This window comes from Acidovorax sp. LjRoot74 (genome assembly GCF_964254355.1).
Taxonomy (GTDB): Bacteria; Pseudomonadota; Gammaproteobacteria; order Burkholderiales; family Burkholderiaceae_C; genus Acidovorax.
Map to the genome: position 1 here is coordinate 1,392,804 of NZ_CAXUTI020000001.1, position 19,832 is coordinate 1,412,635.

15 protein-coding genes are annotated in these 19,832 nt (G+C 66.1%); 8 read left to right on the forward strand and 7 right to left on the reverse strand.

What is annotated here, in order from left to right; translation table 11 throughout:
- Positions 1 to 10: 10 nt before the first annotated feature.
- Complete coding sequence (locus ACSQ3O_RS06445; protein ID WP_137746034.1) at positions 11 to 634, reverse strand: SH3 domain-containing protein; 624 nt, start codon at positions 632 to 634, stop codon at positions 11 to 13.
- A 64-nt stretch (positions 635 to 698) separates the two neighbouring features.
- On the opposite strand from ACSQ3O_RS06445, the gene ACSQ3O_RS06450 reads away from it, so the two are divergent.
- From ACSQ3O_RS06450 to ACSQ3O_RS06460, 3 genes are all read left to right on the forward strand, one after another.
- A complete protein-coding gene (locus ACSQ3O_RS06450) occupies positions 699 to 1,538 on the forward strand; it encodes an SDR family oxidoreductase (protein WP_436138258.1) in 840 nt (279 codons plus the stop codon).
- Positions 1,539 to 1,733: 195 nt separating this feature from the next.
- Positions 1,734 to 2,834: a TRAP transporter substrate-binding protein gene (locus ACSQ3O_RS06455; protein WP_137746036.1), complete on the forward strand. Its 1,101-nt coding sequence runs from the start codon at positions 1,734 to 1,736 to the stop codon at positions 2,832 to 2,834.
- Complete coding sequence (locus ACSQ3O_RS06460; protein ID WP_436138259.1) at positions 2,835 to 5,519, forward strand: bifunctional diguanylate cyclase/phosphodiesterase; 2,685 nt, start codon at positions 2,835 to 2,837, stop codon at positions 5,517 to 5,519.
- Between the two features lie 189 nt (positions 5,520 to 5,708).
- Here the strand turns inward: ACSQ3O_RS06460 and ACSQ3O_RS06465 are convergent, their stop codons facing one another.
- Entirely contained in the window at positions 5,709 to 6,608 is a 900-nt protein-coding gene (locus ACSQ3O_RS06465; protein ID WP_137746038.1) for a DMT family transporter, read from the reverse strand.
- Between the two features lie 188 nt (positions 6,609 to 6,796).
- On the opposite strand from ACSQ3O_RS06465, the gene ACSQ3O_RS06470 reads away from it, so the two are divergent.
- Both ACSQ3O_RS06470 and ACSQ3O_RS06475 read left to right on the forward strand, forming a co-directional pair.
- Positions 6,797 to 7,780: a quinone oxidoreductase family protein gene (locus ACSQ3O_RS06470; protein ID WP_436138260.1), complete on the forward strand. Its 984-nt coding sequence runs from the start codon at positions 6,797 to 6,799 to the stop codon at positions 7,778 to 7,780.
- Positions 7,777 to 8,622 (forward strand): NUDIX hydrolase, encoded by an 846-nt coding sequence (locus tag ACSQ3O_RS06475; RefSeq protein ID WP_436138261.1) that lies wholly within the window; start codon positions 7,777 to 7,779, stop codon positions 8,620 to 8,622. The genes ACSQ3O_RS06470 and ACSQ3O_RS06475 overlap by 4 nt, the downstream gene beginning before the upstream one ends.
- Here ACSQ3O_RS06475 and ACSQ3O_RS06480 read toward each other — a convergent pair.
- Positions 8,576 to 9,616: an NAD(P)H-binding protein gene (locus ACSQ3O_RS06480; RefSeq protein WP_436138262.1), complete on the reverse strand. Its 1,041-nt coding sequence runs from the start codon at positions 9,614 to 9,616 to the stop codon at positions 8,576 to 8,578. The genes ACSQ3O_RS06475 and ACSQ3O_RS06480 overlap by 47 nt on opposite strands.
- 118 nt (positions 9,617 to 9,734) lie before the next feature.
- Here ACSQ3O_RS06480 and ACSQ3O_RS06485 point away from each other — a divergent pair, with 118 nt between their 5' ends.
- Positions 9,735 to 10,664, forward strand: coding sequence for a LysR family transcriptional regulator (locus ACSQ3O_RS06485; RefSeq protein ID WP_436138263.1), 930 nt, complete (start codon positions 9,735 to 9,737; stop codon positions 10,662 to 10,664).
- Positions 10,665 to 10,858: 194 nt separating this feature from the next.
- The gene (locus tag ACSQ3O_RS06490) at positions 10,859 to 12,316 is read left to right on the forward strand and encodes a flagellin (RefSeq protein ID WP_436138264.1); all 1,458 of its coding nucleotides are present in this window, start codon (positions 10,859 to 10,861) and stop codon (positions 12,314 to 12,316) included.
- Positions 12,317 to 12,382: 66 nt separating this feature from the next.
- Here ACSQ3O_RS06490 and ACSQ3O_RS06495 read toward each other — a convergent pair whose 3' ends face one another.
- From ACSQ3O_RS06495 to ACSQ3O_RS06510, 4 genes are all read right to left on the reverse strand, one after another.
- A complete protein-coding gene (locus tag ACSQ3O_RS06495; RefSeq protein WP_436138265.1) occupies positions 12,383 to 14,038 on the reverse strand; it encodes a Na/Pi cotransporter family protein in 1,656 nt (551 codons plus the stop codon).
- 405 nt (positions 14,039 to 14,443) lie between these two features.
- On the reverse strand, positions 14,444 to 14,962 hold the full coding sequence (lspA, locus tag ACSQ3O_RS06500) for a signal peptidase II (RefSeq protein ID WP_436138266.1): 519 nt from the start codon (positions 14,960 to 14,962) through the stop codon (positions 14,444 to 14,446).
- Entirely contained in the window at positions 14,962 to 17,829 is a 2,868-nt protein-coding gene (gene ileS, locus ACSQ3O_RS06505) for an isoleucine--tRNA ligase (protein WP_436138267.1), read from the reverse strand. The genes lspA and ileS overlap by 1 nt, the downstream gene beginning before the upstream one ends.
- Before the next feature lie 109 nt (positions 17,830 to 17,938).
- Positions 17,939 to 18,988 (reverse strand): bifunctional riboflavin kinase/FAD synthetase, encoded by a 1,050-nt coding sequence (locus ACSQ3O_RS06510; protein WP_436138268.1) that lies wholly within the window; start codon positions 18,986 to 18,988, stop codon positions 17,939 to 17,941.
- A 255-nt stretch (positions 18,989 to 19,243) separates the two neighbouring features.
- Between ACSQ3O_RS06510 and ACSQ3O_RS06515 the strand changes: the two genes are divergently transcribed.
- Positions 19,244 to 19,801: an HNH endonuclease gene (locus tag ACSQ3O_RS06515; protein ID WP_137746048.1), complete on the forward strand. Its 558-nt coding sequence runs from the start codon at positions 19,244 to 19,246 to the stop codon at positions 19,799 to 19,801.
- Positions 19,802 to 19,832: the final 31 nt, after the last annotated feature.

A 19,832-nucleotide genomic window follows, 5' to 3' on the forward strand; every position in this document is an offset into this window, starting at 1 on the left:
GGTCATTTCCTCAGTTCGGGCTGTAGTTGGGGTCGGACGGATTGCCCGAGCTGCCGCCGGAGCGGTTGCCCGCACCCGAGCCGCCCGAAGGCAGCGCAGGCTGGGCCATGGCCGGAACATCCCGCGCATGCAGCGAGGCCGAGCTGGCAAATTGGCGTGCCTGGTCGGCGTTCACCCGCATGCCTTCAACCCTGCCCACGGCGGCCGGGTTGGGTTGGGCCTTGGCGATGTCTTCAGCGTCCAGCCCGCGAATGCCCACGGTGGAGGTCGCCGTGGTGGTGGACCCGCTGTTGCCGCCAAACAACCCCCCCAGGCCCCGCAAGCCACCGGCAGCGGAGTTGTTGCTGTTCGCTGCCGCACCCGATTGGGGCCCCAGGTCGAACATGTGCACCCAGCCCGTGGCCCCCTGCGGGGTGCTCACTTTGGTCCAGGGGCCCTTGCGCTCGCTGCTGCGTGTGACGACCGTGTTGGCCTCCAGGGGCGCCAGGCTGGCACCGTTGTCTGCCGGGCTGTCGCGCAATTGTGTGGCGCGTTTGACCACGGCGGCTTCCTGGGCATGCGAAGCGCCTGCCACCAGGGCCAGTGCGGCCCCAGCCAGCCAGGCGGCCAGGGCGTCACGGTGCAGCCATTTCATCTTGCAACTCTCCACTTATGATTTGACAGGGCTGCAGGGTGCAGCACCAGAACCGGAGATTGTTATGGATTTGGGTATCGCAGGCAAATGGGCGCTGGTGTGCGGCGCGAGCAAGGGGCTGGGCTATGGCTGTGCGCAGGCGCTGGTGCGCGAGGGCGTCAACGTCGTCATCAACGCCCGCAATGCCGATGCGCTCGATCAGGCTGCTACCCGTTTGATAGCTGAATGCGCAAGCCAGTCGCGCGCAAAGGGCCAAAAAGATGCTGAAATCTCTGCACCCCAGGTGCTGGCCGTGGCGGCAGACATCACCACCCCTGCCGGGCGCGAGGCCGTGTTCTCCGTGGCGGGTGGGCCGGGTCGGGATTTCGACATCGTGGTGACGAACGCGGGCGGGCCTCCCACGGGGGATTTCCGCGACTGGGATCGCGATGCCTGGATCAAGGCCGTGGACGCCAACATGCTCACGCCCATCGAACTCATCCGGGCCACGGTGGATGGCATGGCGGCGCGGGGTTTTGGCCGCATCGTCAACATCACATCGAGTGCTGTGAAGGCGCCCATCGACATCCTGGGCCTGTCCAACGGCGCGCGCAGCGGCCTCACGGGTTTTGTGGCGGGGGTGTCGCGCAGCAAGATCGCGGCGCGGGGCGTGACGATCAACAACCTGCTGCCCGGCAAGTTCGACACCGACCGCCTCGCGGCCACCGTGACGGCCGCTGCTGGCAAGGCGGGCAAAAGCGTCGATGAGGTGCGCGCCACCCAGCAGTCGCAGATCCCGGCGGGCCGCTATGGCACGGCCGACGAGTTTGGTGCCATCTGCGCCTTTTTGTGCAGCCAGCAGGCGGGCTACATGACCGGCCAGAATGTGCTGGCCGACGGTGGCGCCTACCCCGGCACCTTCTGACGGCCTGGTGGCAGGGCGCGCATGGTGGCAAGGGTGGCAAGGAACGGCATGCCAGCAGCCTCGGGCGCTGCGGCGGGGGCGTTTCATTGGCAGATGCCACGCACCAGTTCTCTCGAAGGCTCACGCGTGGCGTTTTGCCGACAATGTGCCTTTGGAGCTGAAAAATTGGTGGAATACTTCTCGCCATTGTTTGCCATGCTCACCACCCCCCGCACCTTGAATTTTTCCCACTGGCGCCATGCCCTGCTTTTTTGTGTGGCGCTGGCTGCATGGGGCGGGGTGCATGGGGCAGACCCTGCGGGCAGCAAGGCCGCCGCGCCCTACAAGCTGCGTGTGGTGGGCGGGCTGGCCGGGGTGAACCAATACACGCGCCAGGAAGAGCCGTTCTGGAACAAGGAGCTGGCCCGCCTGAGTGGCGGCAAGTTCCAGGCAGAGATCGTCCCCTTTGACCGGGCCGGGGTGCCTGGCAATGAAATGCTGCGCCTGCTGCAGCTGGGCGTGGTGCCGTTCGGCACCACGCTGATGAGTTCGTTCACCTCGCAATACCCCGAATACACCGCGCCCGATCTGGCGGGCCTGAACCCCGACATCGCCACGCTCAAGACCACCCTCACCGCGTTTCGCCCCTACCTCGAAAAAGCCCTGCGCGAACAGCATGGCGTGGAGGCGCTGGCGATCTATGTGTACCCGGCCCAGGTGGTCTTTTGCAAGAAGCCGCTGCGCGCGCTGTCTGACCTGTCGGGGCGCCGCGTCCGCGTGTCGTCGTCCACCCAGGCCGACTTTGTCGGGGCCCTGGGCGGCGTGCCGGTGCTGACCAGTTTTTCCCAGATCGTGCCCAGCCTGACGGCGGGCAACACCGAATGTGCGATCACGGGCACCATGTCGGGCAATTTGCTGGGCCTGCCCACACTCACCTCCCATGTGCACACCCTGCCTGTGACCTGGGGACTGGCCATTTTTGGCGCCAACCAGGCGGCCTGGGCGGGCCTGCCTGCCGACCTGCGCGAGCTGCTCAAGCGCGAGCTGCCCCGGCTGGAGTCCGCCATCTGGGCCGAGTCCGAACGCGAGACTGCCGAGGGCCTGGCCTGCAACCGGGGCGCGCCCACCTGCACCGGGGGCACCAAGGGCGCCATGGTGGTCGTGCCTGCATCGCCGCAGGACGAGCGCAGCCGCCAGGAGATACTGGCCTCCACCGTGCTGCCGCGTTGGGTGCAGCGCTGTGGCGCGCGCTGCGCCCAGGCCTGGAACCAGACGATCGGCCCCGCACGTGGCCTGTTGGCCGCACCCGCAAAATAAATGAGAGAGCCCACGACCCCGTTGCGCATCAAGGCCTTTGTCGGGGCCGGGGTTGTGGTGTTTGTGGTGGCAGTGGCCATCGTGGCGGCTGCCGTGGCCTGGAACGCCCGCAAGGTGGCGCTGAACGACAGCGAGGCCCAGGCCACCCGTTTTGTGGCGGGTGCCGAGGCGGCGCTCAACCGCTCGCTGCTGACGGTGGACGTGCTGCTGGCCAGCATGGACGAGCTGCTGAACCTGTCGAACATGACGGCGCCCTGGATCGACGCGGAATCGGCCAGCCAGCGCCTGCGCGGCTCCACCCGGCAGAACCTGATGGTGCGCTACGTGGCGCTGCTGGACGACTCTGGCAAAACCATGGCGTCTTCCGACCCGGCTGGCGGCGCGCTGGCCGTGCAATTGCCAGCGGGCTTTCTGGAGTCCGTGCTGGAGCAGCCGGTGTCCACCCTCATGGTCAGCGCGCCGGTGGTGAGTTTTGCCAGTTCCGAGCGGGTTCTGTATTTCGCGCGCCACCTGCGCCTGGCCGACAGCACACGTGTGGCGGCGGTGGCCGAGCTGCCCGTGGGCGCCCTGGGCGCGGTGCTGCTTCAGGGCGTGGACATCAGCGGCCTGCAGGTGACGCTGGAGCGGGCCGGCGGGCAATTGCTGCTGGGCGTGCCTGGCCGCGAGGAAGTCATTGCTCCCACGCTGGCGCCGCCGCTGGCCGAGCTGGCCGACCTGGGCCTGGAGTGGAGGGCTCCGGCACGCCTCACCGGGGCGCCCGCCCTGGTGGTGTTTCGTCCCATCCTGTACCAGGACCTGCGGATTTCCGCGAGCATCCCGCTGCACGAGGCGTTGAGCAGCTGGCGCGACCAGCGTGACGCCATCGGCCTGACTGCGCTGGTGTTTGTGGCCATGATCCTGGCGGCGGGGGGGCTGGCGTTTCGTTATCTGGACCGCCTCTCGCAGGCCCGCGTGGCCATAGCCCAATCCAAGGCCACGCTCGACCAGGCGCTGGAGTCCATGGTCAGCGGCTTTTTGCTGCTCGACAAGAACAACTGCGTGGTGCAGTGGAACAGTCAGTTCGAGGTGATCTTCCCGTGGCTCAAGGGCATCGTCGCCCCCCGGCTGCCGTTTCGCACGGTGATCGAGGAAACCGTCAAGCACCACCATCCCCGCCTGGCCGACGACGAGCACGCGCGCTGGGTGGACCAGCGGCTGCTGCGGCAACAGCAGCCCCAGCACGAACCGCATGAACAGGTCTACTCCAACGGCCGCACCATCCAGATCACGGAGCGCACCACGCCCGACGGTGGCCTGGTCATCAGCTACCACGATGTCACGGCCCTGCGGCGCGCGAGCGCCGAGATCGAGAACCTCGCTTTCTACGACCCGCTGACCAACCTGCCCAACCGCCGCCTGCTCATGGACCGCATGCAGCAGGCCATCGCTTCCAGTGCGCGCAGCGGCCAGTACGGCGCCCTGCTGTTCCTCGACCTGGACCACTTCAAGACCCTGAACGACACCCGGGGCCACGAGGTGGGCGACATGCTGCTGCGCCAGGTGGCCCAGCGCCTGAAGACCTGCGTGCGGCGCGAAGACACGGTGGCGCGGCTGGGCGGCGACGAGTTTGTGGTCATGCTGGGCGACCTGTCGGCCAGCAGCGAAGAGGCGGGCGCCTATGTCCGCCGTGTGGGCGAAAAAATCCTGCGCAAGCTCAACGTGCCCTACACCCTGGGGGGTCATGCCCACCACAGCACGCCCAGCATTGGCGCCACGCTGATGGGCGGCGCGATCCAGTCGTCGGTGGATTTGCTCAAGCAGGCCGACATCGCCATGTACCAGGTCAAGTCGCAGGGGCGCAATGCGCTGTGCTTTTTTGACCCGCAGATGCAGATCGCGATCAGCCTGCGCGCGCAGCTCGAAGCCGATTTGCAGGCAGCGCTCACGGCGCGCCAGTTTGTGCTGCATTACCAGCCGCAGTTCCACCTGGATGGGCGCATGGTGGGCGCTGAGGCGCTGATCCGCTGGCAACATCCCGAACGCGGCCTGGTGGCGCCAGGGGCCTTCATCGGCGTGGCAGAAGAAAGCGAACTCATCGTGCCCATGGGCCACTGGGTGCTGCGCACCGCCTGCGAGCAGCTCGCCGCCTGGCAGGGCAACCCGCGCATGCAGCACCTGCAGCTCTCGGTCAACGTGAGCGCGCGGCAGTTTCGCCAGCGCGACTTTGTGGCGCGCGTGGTCGAGGTGCTGCGCGAAACCGGTGCGCGGCCGCACCTGCTCAAGCTCGAACTCACCGAATCCCTGGTGCTGGACAACGTGGAAGACACCATCGCCAAGATCGGCACGCTCAAGACCAAGGGCGTGCGTTTTTCGGTGGACGACTTCGGCACCGGCTACTCCTCGCTCGCCTACCTCACGCGGCTACCGCTGGACCAGCTCAAGATCGACCAGTCCTTCGTGCACAACCTGGGCATGCGGCACACCGACGACGTGATCGTGCAGACCATCCTGGGCATGGCGCGCAACCTGGAGCTGGACGTGATCGCCGAAGGCGTGGAAACCGAGGCACAAAAGAAGCTGCTGGCCCAGTACGGCTGCACCTACTTCCAGGGCTACCTGATGGGGCGGCCTGTCCCCGTGGCAGAGCTGGAGGCGCTGCTGGAGCCGGTCACCACCACCGCCGAAGACCTCGATTTGCCCGGCTGAGGGCCACAAGGCGGGCGGGGCTCTCCAGCCCGGCAGGCCCCACATCCGCCACATACTGCCGTCCGCCCTTGCTGTCCATACCCCTGGTGGCGGCGCCAGGGGTTGCAGGAATAATTGCTATATTTTTAATAGCTTTAAAGGCATGATGGACGCGCGGCAAGGCCGATTTTTATTCAAATCCTGCAGCCCTCAGCGCCGCGACGACACCACAATCCCGCCCACGATCAGTGCAAACGCCACGCCGTGGAACGCCTGGGGCGTTTCGCCCAGAAACGCGGCCGACAACAAACCCGCAAACAGCGGCGTGAGGTTGACAAAAAAGCCCGCCACCGCAGGCCCCGCCCGCTGCACGCCCACACCCCAGCAGCGGTAGGCCAGCACGGCAGGGCCCACGGCGATGAAGGCCAGCGCTGCTACCAGCGGCCAGCCCCAGGTGGTATGCGCGTGGCCGGTGGCCCATTCGGCCCCGGCAAAGCTGCCTGACCAGGCCAGGCCAAACACCATCTGTGCCATGAGGAAAGCGGCCCAGTCGCTCCGGATGCTGCCCGGCTCGCTGGTACGCGCCAGCAGCCAGCTGTAGAACGCCCACGAGATCGTGGCCAGCAGCATGAACAAATCGCCCGGCACCAGGCGGAACGCCAGCAGCTGCGACCATTCGCCCCGGCTCAGCACCAGCAGCACGCCACACACCGACAGCAGCGCGCCCATCACCTGGCGCCGTGTCACGGCCGCCCCGAAGAACAGCGCGCCCACGGCCAGCATCCACACCGGCATGCTGGAGCCCACCAGCGTTGCATTGATGGGCGTGGAAGTCTGCAGCGCCATGTACTGCAGCGCGTTGTACAGGCCAATGCCCAGCAGCCCCAGCAGCGCATAGCGGCGCCAGTGGGGCCACAGCGGGCTGTCCTTGCGCAGCACACCGTGGGCCAGCGGCAGCAGGATGGCAAAGGCCAGCACCCAGCGGATGAAATTGAGGGCAGCGGGGGAAATCAGGTCATGCACCAGCCGCCCCGTGACGGCGTTGCCAGCCCACAGCAGGGGCGGAATCACCAGCAGCACGGCCGTGCCGGGTGTGAGTTTTTGAGTCATGGGGCTGCACTGTAACGGTGCGCGCGCTGCGCTGCAGCATGCGTTGGTAACGCCCTTGAAACGTGCCGGGCAGCCGCGCTAGGTAGCGGGCACGGCCCGCCGTTTCATGGCAGGATGACCGCCGTTTTGGTCGGTACCGGCCTTGCCCGTACTTTGATCCCATTTGTCGTTCGCAACAGGAGCCACCCATGACCCTCGCCGTTCAGATCCGCCAGCACGGCGGCCCCGAAGAACTCCACCTCGTCGATGTGCCCGTGGGCAACCCCGGCCCTGGCGAAATCCGCATTCGCCACCACGCCATTGGCCTGAACTTCATCGACGTGTACCACCGCACCGGCCTGTACCCGCTCACCATGCCCGCCACCATCGGCATGGAAGGCGCAGGCGTGGTCGAGGCCGTGGGCGAGGGTGTCACGCACCTGAAGGTGGGCGACCGCGCCGCCTATGCCAGCAACCCGCCGGGTGCCTACTGCGAAGTGCGCGTGATGCCCTCCAAGTGTGTGTGCAAGCTGCCCGACGCCATCAGCTTCGAGACCGGCGCGGCCATGATGCTCAAGGGGCTGACAGCGCAGTACCTGCTCAAAAAGACGTGCCCTGTGGAAGGGCTGGAGCCCGGCGATTTCGTGCTGTTCCACGCGGCGGCTGGTGGGGTGGGCCTGATCGCCAGCCAGTGGGCCAAGGCGCTGGGCCTGCAGCTCATCGGCACGGCGGGCTCGGATGCCAAGTGCCAGCTGGCCTTGGCCAACGGCGCGGCGCACGCGATCAACTATCAGCAAGAGGACTTCGCCGCCCGCGTGAAGGAGATCACCGGCGGCAAGGGCGTGAAGGTGGTGTACGACTCGGTGGGCAAGGACACTTGGGACAAGTCGCTCGAATGCCTGCGCCCCTTCGGCCTGATGGCCAGCTTCGGTAACGCCTCGGGCCCCGTGCCGCCGTTTGCGCCGGGCAGCCTGGGGGCCAAGGGCTCGCTCTACGTCACACGCCAGACGCTGTTCACCCACATCGCCACGCGCGAAGCCACCCAGGCCATGGCCGACGACCTGTTTGCCGTGGTGGCCAGCGGGCAGGTGAAGATCCACATCGACCAGCGTTACCCGCTGGCCGAGGTGCAGCAGGCCCACCGGGACCTGGAAGCGCGCAAGACCACGGGCTGCACCATCCTCACGCTGTGAACACCGGCGTGCAGAACCCTGCGTTCGACCACTGGCTGGCGGGCGCGCGCGCGTCGGCCCAGTTGCCCCCGGCCCAGCCGCGCCAGCCGCTGGTGGTGGGCGGGCAGGTGGTGGGGTCGGTGGCGGATGGCTTTTTGAGCCAAATTGGCCTCTACCGCCTGCTGGATAAGCGCTATAAGCTATCAAATGGTGAGCATTCTGGTGCGCCCGCCTGGCACCTGGATGTGCCCGCCGAGGCGCCTGCAGACGCCATCACCGACGCGCTCAACACCCTGGCTGAGGCCTTGCGCGAGGCGGGCCTGTGTGGCCCCTGGCGCAACGAGCAACTGGCGGTGACCAACCCCCAGGGCGAAGTGGTGGCCACCGTGGAGCGCGGCGCCGTGCGCGTGCTGGGCATTGCCACGCGCGCCGTGCACCTGGTGGGCCTGGCGCCCGATGGCCGCATGTGGGTGCAAAAGCGCTCGATGACCAAACCCAACAACCCCGGCCTGTGGGACACGCTCATGGGCGGCATGGTCTCGGCCGCCGATTCGCTGCCCCAGGCCCTGGCGCGCGAAACCTGGGAAGAAGCCGGCCTGCACGTCGAGGCCTTGCAGGGCCTGCGGCACGGCGGCCATGTGGACTTCAGCCGCCCGAGCCGCGAGGGCGGCGGCGCGGGCTATATGCGCGAGCGCATCGACTGGTTCTGCGCCCAGGTGCCGGGCGGCATGGAGCCCAGCAACCAGGATGGCGAGGTCGAGCGTTTTGACCTGCTGCCGCTGGATGGGCTGCGTGCGCAGGTCGCCCAGGGCCTGTTCACGCTGGAAGCTGGCCTGGTGATCGCGGGCTACCTGGGGCAGTGAGCTCGGCTGCGGGCAGGCAGCCCAGCCCCTGCAGCGTGGCCTGCACCGCCACATCGAGCGGGGTGTGGGGCTCGGTGCCCAGCACGGCCAGGAGGCGGTCGTTGGCCATGCGCACGGGCTGCTGCCACAGGTAGCGCATCTCGCGCAGCTCGCGCAAGGTGGCCACCAACGGCGATGCCAGCGTGACCAGCCACCACGGAAACGCCTGCACCCGGGGCGCCGCGCCGCCGCTGCGCACCACGGCGCGGCCGATCGCACCGGCCATCTGCGTGCCGTCGGCATCCCAGTGCCCCGCCATGTGGAAGCGCGCAAACGCGGGCAGCTCTGGGCGCCGCTCCAGCAACAACACCATGGTGCGCGCCACATCGGGCAGGTAGGACCACTGGTGGCCCACGCCCGGGCGGCCGGGCTGCTTGACGCTGGCCACCGGTTGCCCAGGCCGCACCAGGCCCTGTGCAAACCAGCTGTTGCCCACCTGGGGGCCAAAGTAGTCACCCGCCCGCACGATGATCACGCGGCAGGTGCCCGGGCCCAGCGGGTGGGGCTGGGTGGCCTGCTGCAGGCGGCGCTCCAGTTCCACGCGTACGGCGCCTTTGCGGGTGCTGGGTTGCTGCGCTGCGTCCTCGCGCAGCACCGGGAAGGCGTCCGGCCCATAGTTGTAGACCGTGCCGGGCAGCACCACCGTGGCCCCGGTGGCGGTGGCCGCCGCAATGGTGTTGTCGATCATCGGCAGCACCAGCTCGCCCCAGCGCCGGTAGCCGGGCGGGTTGACCGCGTGCACGATCACGTCGCAGCCCGCAGCAGCGGCCACCACGTCTTCGCGCCGCATGGCGTCGCCATGGATCCAGGTCATGCCGTCGCGCTGCTCGCGGGCCTGCGCCACGCCCCGGTGCAGCGCGTGCACCTCCCACCCCCGGTCGCGCAACTGGCGTGCCACCTCGCCGCCAATGCCGCCCGTGGCGCCCAGAACCAGAACCTTGTTGCCTTGTGCCATGAAAGTGCTCCTTGTGTGGCCATGGATGTGGCCGTTGCCGTGGTGATGGGCGCCAGTGTGAAGCGGTGCTTGGCAAAAGAAAATTGCTTAAAACAAAGGTGAAGCTATACATTTATGTATGACTCAACCCACTACAGAATCGATTGGCTGGGAGCTGTACCGCTCCTACCTGGGTGTGCTCAGCGAAGGCTCGCTGTCGGGTGCGGCCCGGGCCCTGGGCGTGACCCAGCCCACGGTGGGACGCCACATCGCCGCGCTGGAGCAAGCCCTGGGGCTCACCCTGTTCACCCGCTCGCAGCAGGGCCTGCTGCCCACCGACGCTGCGCGGGAACTGCGCCCCTATGCCGAGGCCATGCAGCATTCGGCGGCGGCCCTGGCGCGGGCGGCCAGCGGTCATGGCGAGGGCGTGCGGGGCACCGTGCGCGTGACGGCCAGCGAGGTGATGGGTGTGGAAGTGTTGCCCCCGCTGCTGGCCCAGCTGCAGGCCCGGCACCCCGGGCTGACCGTGGAGCTGGCGCTGAGCAACCGCGTGCAGGACCTGCTCCACCGCGAGGCCGACATCGCCATCCGCATGACCGAGCCCCGCCAGGAGGCCCTCATCGCCCGCCGCGTGGGCGTGGTGGCGCTGGGCCTGCACGCCCATGCCACCTACCTGCAGGCCCAGGGCACACCCACATCACTGGCAGACCTGGCGCACCACCGGCTGATCGGCTTTGACCAGGAAACCCCGTTCATCCGCGCCGCGCGCAAGCTGCTTCCCCCGTGGCGCCACGAGGACTTTGCCCTGCGCAGCGACAGCGACCTGGCCCAGCTGGCACTGATCCGTGCGGGCGGCGGCATCGGCATATGCCAGGTGGCACTGGCGCGGCGCACACCGCAGCTGGTGCACCTGCTGGCACCGCAGTTCAGTGCCGGGCTGGACACCTGGGTGGTGATGCACGAAGACCTGCGCAACAGTCCGCGCTGCAGGTACACGTTTGATGCCTTGGTGACGGGGCTGCTGCAGTACACGGGGTTGGCTGAGGAGAGGGTGGGCGTGGCGGCCTGACGGTCTGTTCTCTCCGAGGCCGATGCCCCCAGACTCTGTACTTCGCAAGATACGGGAGCCGGGGATACCCGCAGCGGCGCCAAAAGCACCTCAAGTTCGCTCTGGCCTGGCCGAAACAAGGTCAAGCGTTGGTTCTGCCGCGCTCCACACAACAACACGAAAACTCCAGCGAGCGGAATGGGCGGGGAATCCACGTGGCTTCGACAATCAATACCAACGTGCCATCGCTGACGGCCCAGCGCAACCTGGGCATGAGCCAGACCTCGCTGAATAACTCTATCCAACGCCTGTCGTCGGGCCTGCGCATCAACAGCGCCAAGGACGACGCTGCCGGCTTGGCGATTTCCGAGCGTTTCACCAGCCAGATCCGGGGCCTGAACCAGGCTGTTCGCAATGCCAATGACGGTATCTCCTTGGCGCAAACCGCCGAAGGTGCGTTGAAGGCATCCGGCGACATCCTGCAACGTGTGCGTGAGCTGGCAGTGCAGTCGGCCAACGCCTCTAACAGCGCTGGCGACCGGCAGGCCCTGCAACAGGAAGTGGGCCAATTGGTGTCCGAACTGGACCGCATCTCGCAGACCACAGAATTCAACGGCGCCAGGCTGCTGGATGGCACATTCGGCACCCAGCAGTTCCAGGTGGGTGCCAACGCCAATCAGACCATCGTGGCGGCCACGGGTAACCTGCGTACCAACGCATACGGCAACAACCAGGCCGTGGCCATGGGCCCTCCTACGAACCCCAACAACAACTACGCCGGTTTGCTGGCGGGTACTTTGACGGTGAATGGATTCGCTGGCGGCCAGACGGTTGCTGTGGGGTCGGTGGCCACTGCGTCGCAAATTGCCGATTCGATGAATGCTGTCAAGGCAGATACCGGTGTGAGGGCCACAGCACGCACCGAGGTGAGCCTAGCCTTTGGCGCGGCAGGCTCCTACCTGATCGGCGTGTCGACGGACCACACCATGTTGAACATGATCTCCTTCACCCTGTCGTCCAGCAACACGGCCGACGGTTTGGCTGCGGTGGTCACGGCGGTCAACGATCAGTCCGCGAAGACGGGGATTACCGCTGCGTTGAACTCCAATGGCTCCCGCGTATTGCTGACTCAGGCAAAGGGCAATGACATCCTGATATCGGACACCAACACCCCGAACCCCGGGACGGTATCCGTGCAGAAATTGGATGGGGGTGGCGCCAACGTGGGGGCGCCTGTTGTGCTGGCTGTCAACGGCACGGCGGATAACGCGAGAACCATGGGTTATGTCACCCTCGATTCCGAAAAATCGTTCTCCATCACGCCTACGACGACGAACATGGCAAGTGCTGGAGCGTCGTCTCTCCAGACCGTGTCAACTCTGGATGTAACGACTTTTGCAACAGCGACCTCCGCACTCAAAACGGTGGACTCGGCCTTGGCCTTCATCAATGGCGAGCGCGCAAAACTCGGTGCACTGCAATCGCGTTTCGAAACCTCTATCAGCAACCTGCAGGTGACATCCGAAAACCTGTCAGCCTCGCGCAGCCGCATCCTGGATGCTGACTTCGCGGCCGAAACCGCCAACCTGTCACGCTCGCAAATCCTGCAACAGGCGGGCACGGCCATGGTGGCCCAGGCCAACCAGCAAGGCGTGCTGGCCCTGCTGCGCTAGCCCCATCGTGGCCCTGTTTGTCGCAGGGCACGGGCGGGCGCCAGCAGGTGTTCTGCTTCTCTTTTCTCAGCCCTGGTCCACCATCGTCTTGAGCCGGCTGGGCGCCAGTGCGCCGGCCGATTCCAGGATGGGGTAGGCCACCGAGCACAGCAGCGAGTTGATGCGCTTGAGCTCGCTGATCAGGTCGATGTGCAGCGAGCTGGTCTCGATGCTGGGCACCGTGTTGTCCGACAGGCGCGCGAGGTGGGTGGCCGAATAGGCGTGTTCCAGGTCGCGGAAGCGGGCTTTTTCTTCCAGCAGCTTTTGCGCATCGCGCACGCTGCCGTTCAAGAACACACTCATCGCCAGGCGCAGGTTGTCGATCAGGCGGGCGTGCAACTCGTTGATCTCTTCCATGCCGGCTTCCGAGAACTGGCGGCCCTTCTTGATCTTCTTGTCCTCGATGTCGATGAGCACGCGCTCGATGATGTCGCCGATCTGCTCCATGTTGATGGTGAAGCTGATGATGTCCGCCCAGCGGCGGCCCTCGCGCTCGTCCAGCGCCTCGCGCGAGATCTTGGTCATGTAGTACTTGATGGCCGAGTACAGGCCGTCCACCTCGTCATCGAGCTTGCGCAGGTCCTCAGCCAGCTGCAGGTCGTCCGTCTGAATCACCTTTTGCAGGCCCAGCAGCATGGACTCGACCACGTCCGCCTGGTGCAGCGCTTCGCGTGCGGCGCAGGAGATGGCCAGGGACGGCGTGGCCAGGGCAGACGGATCCAGATGCTGGGGCCGGGTGCCTGCGGCGGCCGGGGCTTTTTCGGTGGGCAGCAGCCGCTGCACGGTGCGGGCCACGGTGCCGGTGAGGCCGATGCAGACAATGCCCACGACCACGTTGAACGCCAGGTGGAACAGCACCACCAGCGCGGCGGTCTCGGGCACATAGGGCCGCACATGCTGCAGCCACAGCCCGGTGAGCGGCGTCATGATGACCACGCCAATGATTTTGAAGAACATGTTGCCCAGCGGCACCTGGCGCGTTTGCACATTGGCTTTCATGGTGGTCAGCACCGCCAGCACGCCGCTGCCCAGGTTAGCACCCAGCACCAGGCCCAGCGCCACGTCGGCCGGAATACCGCCCGAGCCCGCCAATGCTGCCGTGAGCAGCACCGTGGCCAAGCTCGAATACGCCACGATGGCCAGCACGGCGCCGGTAAAAATCTCCAGCAGCAGGTCGCTGGTGAGCGCGCCCAGCAGCGTGCGCACGGTGGGGGACTGGGTGAGCACCGTGGTCGATTCGGTGATGAGCCGCAGCGCCAGCAGCATCAGCCCCAGGCCGATGAGCACGCGGCCCACGCGGCCCACGGCGGTGTCCTTGCGCGAGATGAACAGCACAACGCCTACAAAGATGAACAGCGGCGAGAGCCATGACAGGTCCATCGAGAACACCACGGCCATCACGCTGGTGCCCACGTCGGCCCCCAGCATCACGGCCAGCGCGGCGGGCAGGCCCACCAGGCCCTGGCCCACAAAGGACGACACGATGAGCGCGGTGGCGGTGCTCGACTGCACCACGGCCGTCACCCCGATGCCCGAGAGCACGGCGGTGAACCGGCTGCTGACGCTGTGCGCTATGAGCTGGCGCAGATTGGCGCCGAAGACCCGCAGGATGCCGGTGCGCACCAGGTGGGTGCCCCAGATCAGCAGCGCCACGGCTGCCAGGAGGTTGAGGAGATGCTTCATGAATACCCGTTGTTTCTTCTTCTTGTGATCTGCGCAAGATTCCGACCAGCCCCATCGGGGCTGGCACTGCGTTCATGACCCCATTGTGCGGCGCCTTGCCGGGGGAGTGTTGCCTGCTGTGCATCGGCCGCATGTGTGGCACATGCCCGCGCCGCGTGTGGCCCCACCCGCAACGGCTGCTGCAAAAAACAACCGCAACCCTGGTTTGTCATAAAACTGACATATAAGCATACTCCTGAATCGATAGCGTCTGTGCAGATGCCCTTGCCATCGCAAGGGGCCTGTGCATCTGGTGCGGTTGGGGTGGGGCGTTGCTCCTGCCAGTGCCCAAAGCACAACGGCCCGCGTTCTGCGGGCCGTTGGTGGATGGGGGTGTGGCGCGGCTCGCAGGCCGGTTGTGCCGCCTCAGCGTTCGCGCCGCATTCTCAGCAACTCATCCAGGATCAGGCAGGCGGCCCCGATGCTGATGGCCATGTCCGCCAGGTTGAAGGCTGGGAAATGGCCACCGTGGAAAAGGCCCGAGAGGAAATCCCAGTGGAAGTCCAGAAAATCCACCACGTAGCCGTGCATCAGGCGGTCCACCACATTGCCCACGGCGCCGCCCAGGATGCTGGCCAGCGAGAAGCAGAACAGCTTTTGCCCCGGGTGCGCGCGCAGTTGCCACACGATGAAAATCGTGGCCACCGCGCCAATGCCCGTGAACAGCCAACGCTGCCAGCCCCCGGCATTGGCCAGGAACGAAAACGCCGCCCCGGTGTTGTGCGCCCGCACGATGTTGAAGAAGCTGGTGATGACCGTGGAGTCGCCCAGCTGGTAGTGGCTCAGGATCAGCGTCTTGGTGATCTGGTCGGCCACCATCAGGAGCGCGGCCCAGGCCAGCCAGACCCAGATGCGCGGGCCGTTGCGTGCGGTGGCGCTCGCCATCACGCGTGGGCCCGGCTCTCGCCGCTGCCGAACAGGTTGGCGGTGCAGCGGCCGCAGATGGTGGGGTGTGCGGCATCGCTGCCCACGTCACTGCGGTAGTGCCAGCAGCGCTCACATTTGGCATCAGAACTGGGGTTTACGCGGATCTGTAGATCGTTTCCAGCTATCAGTTCGATAGCGGATGTGATGAACACAAATTTCAGATCGTCGCCCAGGCTGGCCAGCAGCGCATGGTCTTCGGGGGCTGCCGTCAGCGCGACGGTGGCCTGCAGGGACGAGCCCACCTTGCCGTCGGCACGCAGCGCTTCGATCTCCTTGTTCAACGCGTCGCGGATCTCGCGGATGCGCGACCATTTGGCCAGCAGGCCTTCGTCGGCGCCAGCGATGGATCCGTAGGTTTCCAGGAAGATGGAGTCGGAGCTGCCGAACACCTTCCAGGCTTCTTCGGCCGTGAAGGACAGGAACGGCGCCATCCAGCGCAGCATGGCGTGCGTGATCTGGTAGAGCGCGGTCTGCGCGCTGCGGCGTGCCAGGCTCTTGGGCGCCGTGGTGTACAGGCGGTCCTTGAGCACGTCCAGGTAGAAGCCGCCCAGGTCTTCCGAGCAGTACAGCTGCAGCTTGGCCACCACGGGGTGGAATTCGTAGACCTTGTAGTGCGCGAGCACGGTGGCCTGGAATTCGGCTGCGCGCGTGAGGGCGTAGCGGTCGATCTCCAGCATCTGGTCAAACGGAACGGCATCCTTGGCGGGATCGAAGTCGCTCACATTGGCCAGCAGGAAGCGCAGCGTGTTACGGATGCGGCGGTAGGCGTCCACCACACGCGCGAGGATCTTCTCGTCGCCCGCGATGTCGCCGGAGTAGTCGCTGGCGGCCACCCACAGGCGGATGATTTCGGCGCCCAGCTTCTTGTTGATTTCCTGCGGGTCAATGCCGTTGCCCAGCGACTTGCTCATCTTGCGGCCCTGGCTGTCCACGGTGAAGCCGTGGGTCAGCAGGCCACGGTACGGCGCACGGCCTTCCAGCGCGGAGGCCAGCAGCAGCGAGCTGTGGAACCAGCCCCGGTGCTGGTCATGGCCTTCGAGGTACAGGTCGGCCTCAGGACCCGTGTCGTGGTGCACCTCGGGGTGCGTGCCGCGCAGCACGTGGCTGAAGGTGGAGCCGGAGTCGAACCACACTTCCAGGATGTCGGTGCTCTTGGTGTAGTGGGGTGCGTCGGCAGCACCCAGGATTTCTTCAGTGGTCACGCGGCTCCAGGCCTCGATGCCGCCCTTTTCGACGATGTCGGCCGCCTGGTCCATGATTTCCATGGTGCGTGGGTGCAGTTCACCCGAATCCTTGTGCAGGAAGAACGGGATAGGCACGCCCCAACTGCGCTGGCGCGAGATGCACCAGTCCGGTCGCCCGGCGATCATGTCGTGCAGGCGGGCCTTGCCGTTTTCGGGGTAGAAGCTGGTGTGCTCGATGGCGTCGAGCGCGATCTGGCGCAGCGTCTTGGCGGGCTTTTCACCGGCCTTGGTGAACACGCCTTCGCCTTCGTCCATGCGCACGAACCACTGGGCAGCGGCGCGGTAGATCACCGGGGTCTTGTGGCGCCAGCAGTGGGGGTAGCTGTGCGTGATGTCCTTGGTGGTCATCAGCCGACCCGCGTTGCGCAGCGCTTCAATGATGACGGGCACAGCCTTCCAGATGTGCTGGCCGCCGAACAGCGGGAAATCGGCCGCATAGGTGCCGTTGCCCTGCACGGGGTTCAGGATCTCGTCGAGCGCCATGCCATGCGCGCGGCAGGAGTTGAAGTCTTCCAGGCCGTAGGCGGGCGACGAGTGCACGATACCTGTGCCGTCGTCGGCCGTGGCGTAGTCGGCCAGGTACACAGGCGACAGGCGGCGGTAGCCAAAGCTGCCGTCTTCGCTGGCCACGTCGTACAGCGGGTGCTCAAATTCCAGGCCGCCCAGGTTCTTGCCCAGGGTGGTGGCCAGCACGCTGCCGGTGAGGCCGTAGCGCTCCAGGCACGAGGCCACCAGCGGCTCGGCCACGAGAAGGATGCGCTCGCCCGCATCCACCAGCGCGTAGGTGATTTCGGGGTTTAGGTTCAGCGCCTGGTTGGCGGGGATGGTCCAGGCGGTGGTGGTCCAGATGACCACGAAGGCGTCTTTGGCCAGCGTTGGCAGGCCAAAGGCGGCAGCCAGCTTGGCGGGATCGTGCGATTTGAAGGCCACGTCCAGTGTGGTGCTCTTCTTGTCCTGGTACTCGATCTCGAACTCGGCCAGTGACGAGCCGCAGTCAAAACACCAGTACACGGGCTTGAGGCCCCGGTACACAAAGCCACGCTCCATCACGCGCTTGAAGGCGCGGATCTCGCCCGCTTCATTGGCGGGGTTCATGGTCTTGTAGGGGTTGTCCCATTCGCCCAGCACGCCCAGGCGCTTGAAGTCCACCATCTGCTGCGCGATCTGCTCGGTGGCAAACGCGCGGCTCTTGGCCTGCATGTCGTCGCGGCTCAGGTTGCGGCCGTGTTTCTTCTCGATGGCGTTTTCGATCGGCAGGCCGTGGCAGTCCCAGCCCGGCACATACAGCGCGTCAAAGCCTTCGAGCTGGCGCGCCTTGGTGATCATGTCCTTCAGGATCTTGTTGACCGCATGGCCCATGTGGATCTGGCCGTTGGCGTAAGGCGGGCCATCGTGCAGGATGAACTTTGGCGCGCCCCGGCGTGCGTCGCGCAGGCGCTTGTAGGTACCCTGGTCTTCCCATTCCTTCACCCAGCCTGGCTCGCGCTTTGGCAGGTCGCCACGCATGGGGAAGGGGGTGTCGGGCAGGTTCAGCGTGCTGCGGTAATCCGTGGAGGGAGTGCTGGCGTTGTCGTCGGACATGAGGGAGCCTTAAAAACGGGGCAATCCGGGGCAAGGCCCGGAGCAAGAACGGGGTTGGAGCGCTAAAGATGACGGGCCCGTCAGGCGGGCGCTGCGCGAAGCAGCTCCCTCAAATTCGATCGCGGGTGGTCTGGCGCCGGGTTTCGGTGTGGTTGTGTGCCTGGGCCGAGGCAAAGTAGGCACGCGCGTCGGCGCAGTCTTTGGCGATACCCTTCGTCAGGGCGTCCAGACCGTCGTATTTCAGCTCGTCGTGCAGTTTGTGTAGCAGTTCCACGCGCACGATTTTACCGTACGCCCCCTCAGGGCCCAGATCGGCAGGCCAGTGCAGGCAGTGGGTTTCGAGCAGCACGCGGCCACCGTTCACGTCGTTCGGGTCCAGCGAGGGGCGCACGCCCAGGTTGGCCACCCCCGGCAGCGGGGCATCGGCCAGGCCATGCACCAGCACCGCAAAAATGCCGCTGGCGGCGGGCTTCCAGTGCGCAAACCGCAGGTTGAGCGTACGAAAACCGTCGCCCGCGCCTTCTGTCGTAGCGCCCAGCTCGCGCCCGAGCTTGCGGCCGTGCACCACGTGGCCACTGATGGTGTAGGGCCGCCCCAGCAGGCGTGCAGCCGCCTCCATGTCACCCGCTGCCAGCGCCTGGCGCACTGCCGAACTGGACACGCGCAGCCCATGCACCTCGTAGCTGTTCATGCGCGCCACGTCAAAGCCCTTGGTTTGCCCCGACGCATCCAGCATCGCGTAATCACCCGCCCGCTGGCGGCCGAAGCGGAAATCGTCGCCCACCAGCACATAGCGGGCCCCCAGGCCACGCACCAGAACTTCATCGATGAAAGCGTCGGGCGACTGGCTGGCCAGCCGCGCGTCAAAAGGCAGCACCACCGTCTGCTGCACACCGCAGCGGGCCAATTCGGTGAGCTTGTCGCGCAAGGTGCCGATGCGGGCAGGGGCCAGTTCCGGCTTGTTATGGGCCCCGGCAAAGTAGTCACGCGGGTGGGGCTCGAAGGTGAGCACGCAGCTTTCTACGCCCCGGTGTGCCGCCTCGCTGTTCAGCAGGGCCAGCATGGCCTGATGCCCCCGGTGCACACCATCGAAGTTGCCGATGGTCAGCGCACAGGCATTGGCAATGCCCGGGTGGTGGAATCCGCGAAAGATCTTCATCGGTTTGTTATCTTTTTGATAGCAGCATGCGCAAGTCCATCAAGCGCAGGACGCCAATTCGTCACAAAAAGAGTATATTGTGACCCACGGCTGGCCCCGCGCAGGGCTGCCCGCGAGACATCTGTGTTCAGAATCCTTTGGGACTTGCGCAAATCGGGATGCAATAAACGCCTGTTCCCTCGGGCGAACCACTTGCCAGAGTCCTGTTGTGCGTCAGTCATGTCCTTGTGTACTTTGTGTTCCAGGAGGCGTGTTTTGAAGGTCTTGAAGCTGTCGGCCCAAGGGCTGCCCCAATCGTGGATTTCGCTCGAACAGGCGGTGATTCATTACGCCGCCGGGGAGGTGCGCTGGGAGTCTGGCGGCCAGATCGCCCGGTTCCGGGGCGGACACAACGCCATCACGGGCGAGCAATCGGTGATCGCCATCAACAGCATCATCGGCACCAAGGGGGTGCCCAGCATCAACCCGTTCGACCTCAAGCCCAGCCTCACCAACAGCAAACTCTTTGCCCGCGACCGCAATGTGTGCGCCTATTGCGGTGGCCACTTCCACGAGGAACACCTGACACGCGAGCACATCGTGCCTTTTGCGCGCAACGGGCAGGACCACTGGATGAACGTGGTGACGGCCTGCCGCCCCTGCAACCACCGCAAGGGCCCGCGTACGCCCGAACAGGCGCACATGCCGCTGCTGTATGCGCCCTATGTGCCCAGCCTGTGGGAAGACTTCATTCTGCGCAACCGGCGCATCCTGGCCGACCAGATGGACTTTCTGATCGCGCATGTGCCCAAGTCATCGCGCCTGCTGGCGTGATGCGTTTTCTGGCCCTGCCGGGCCGATGGGC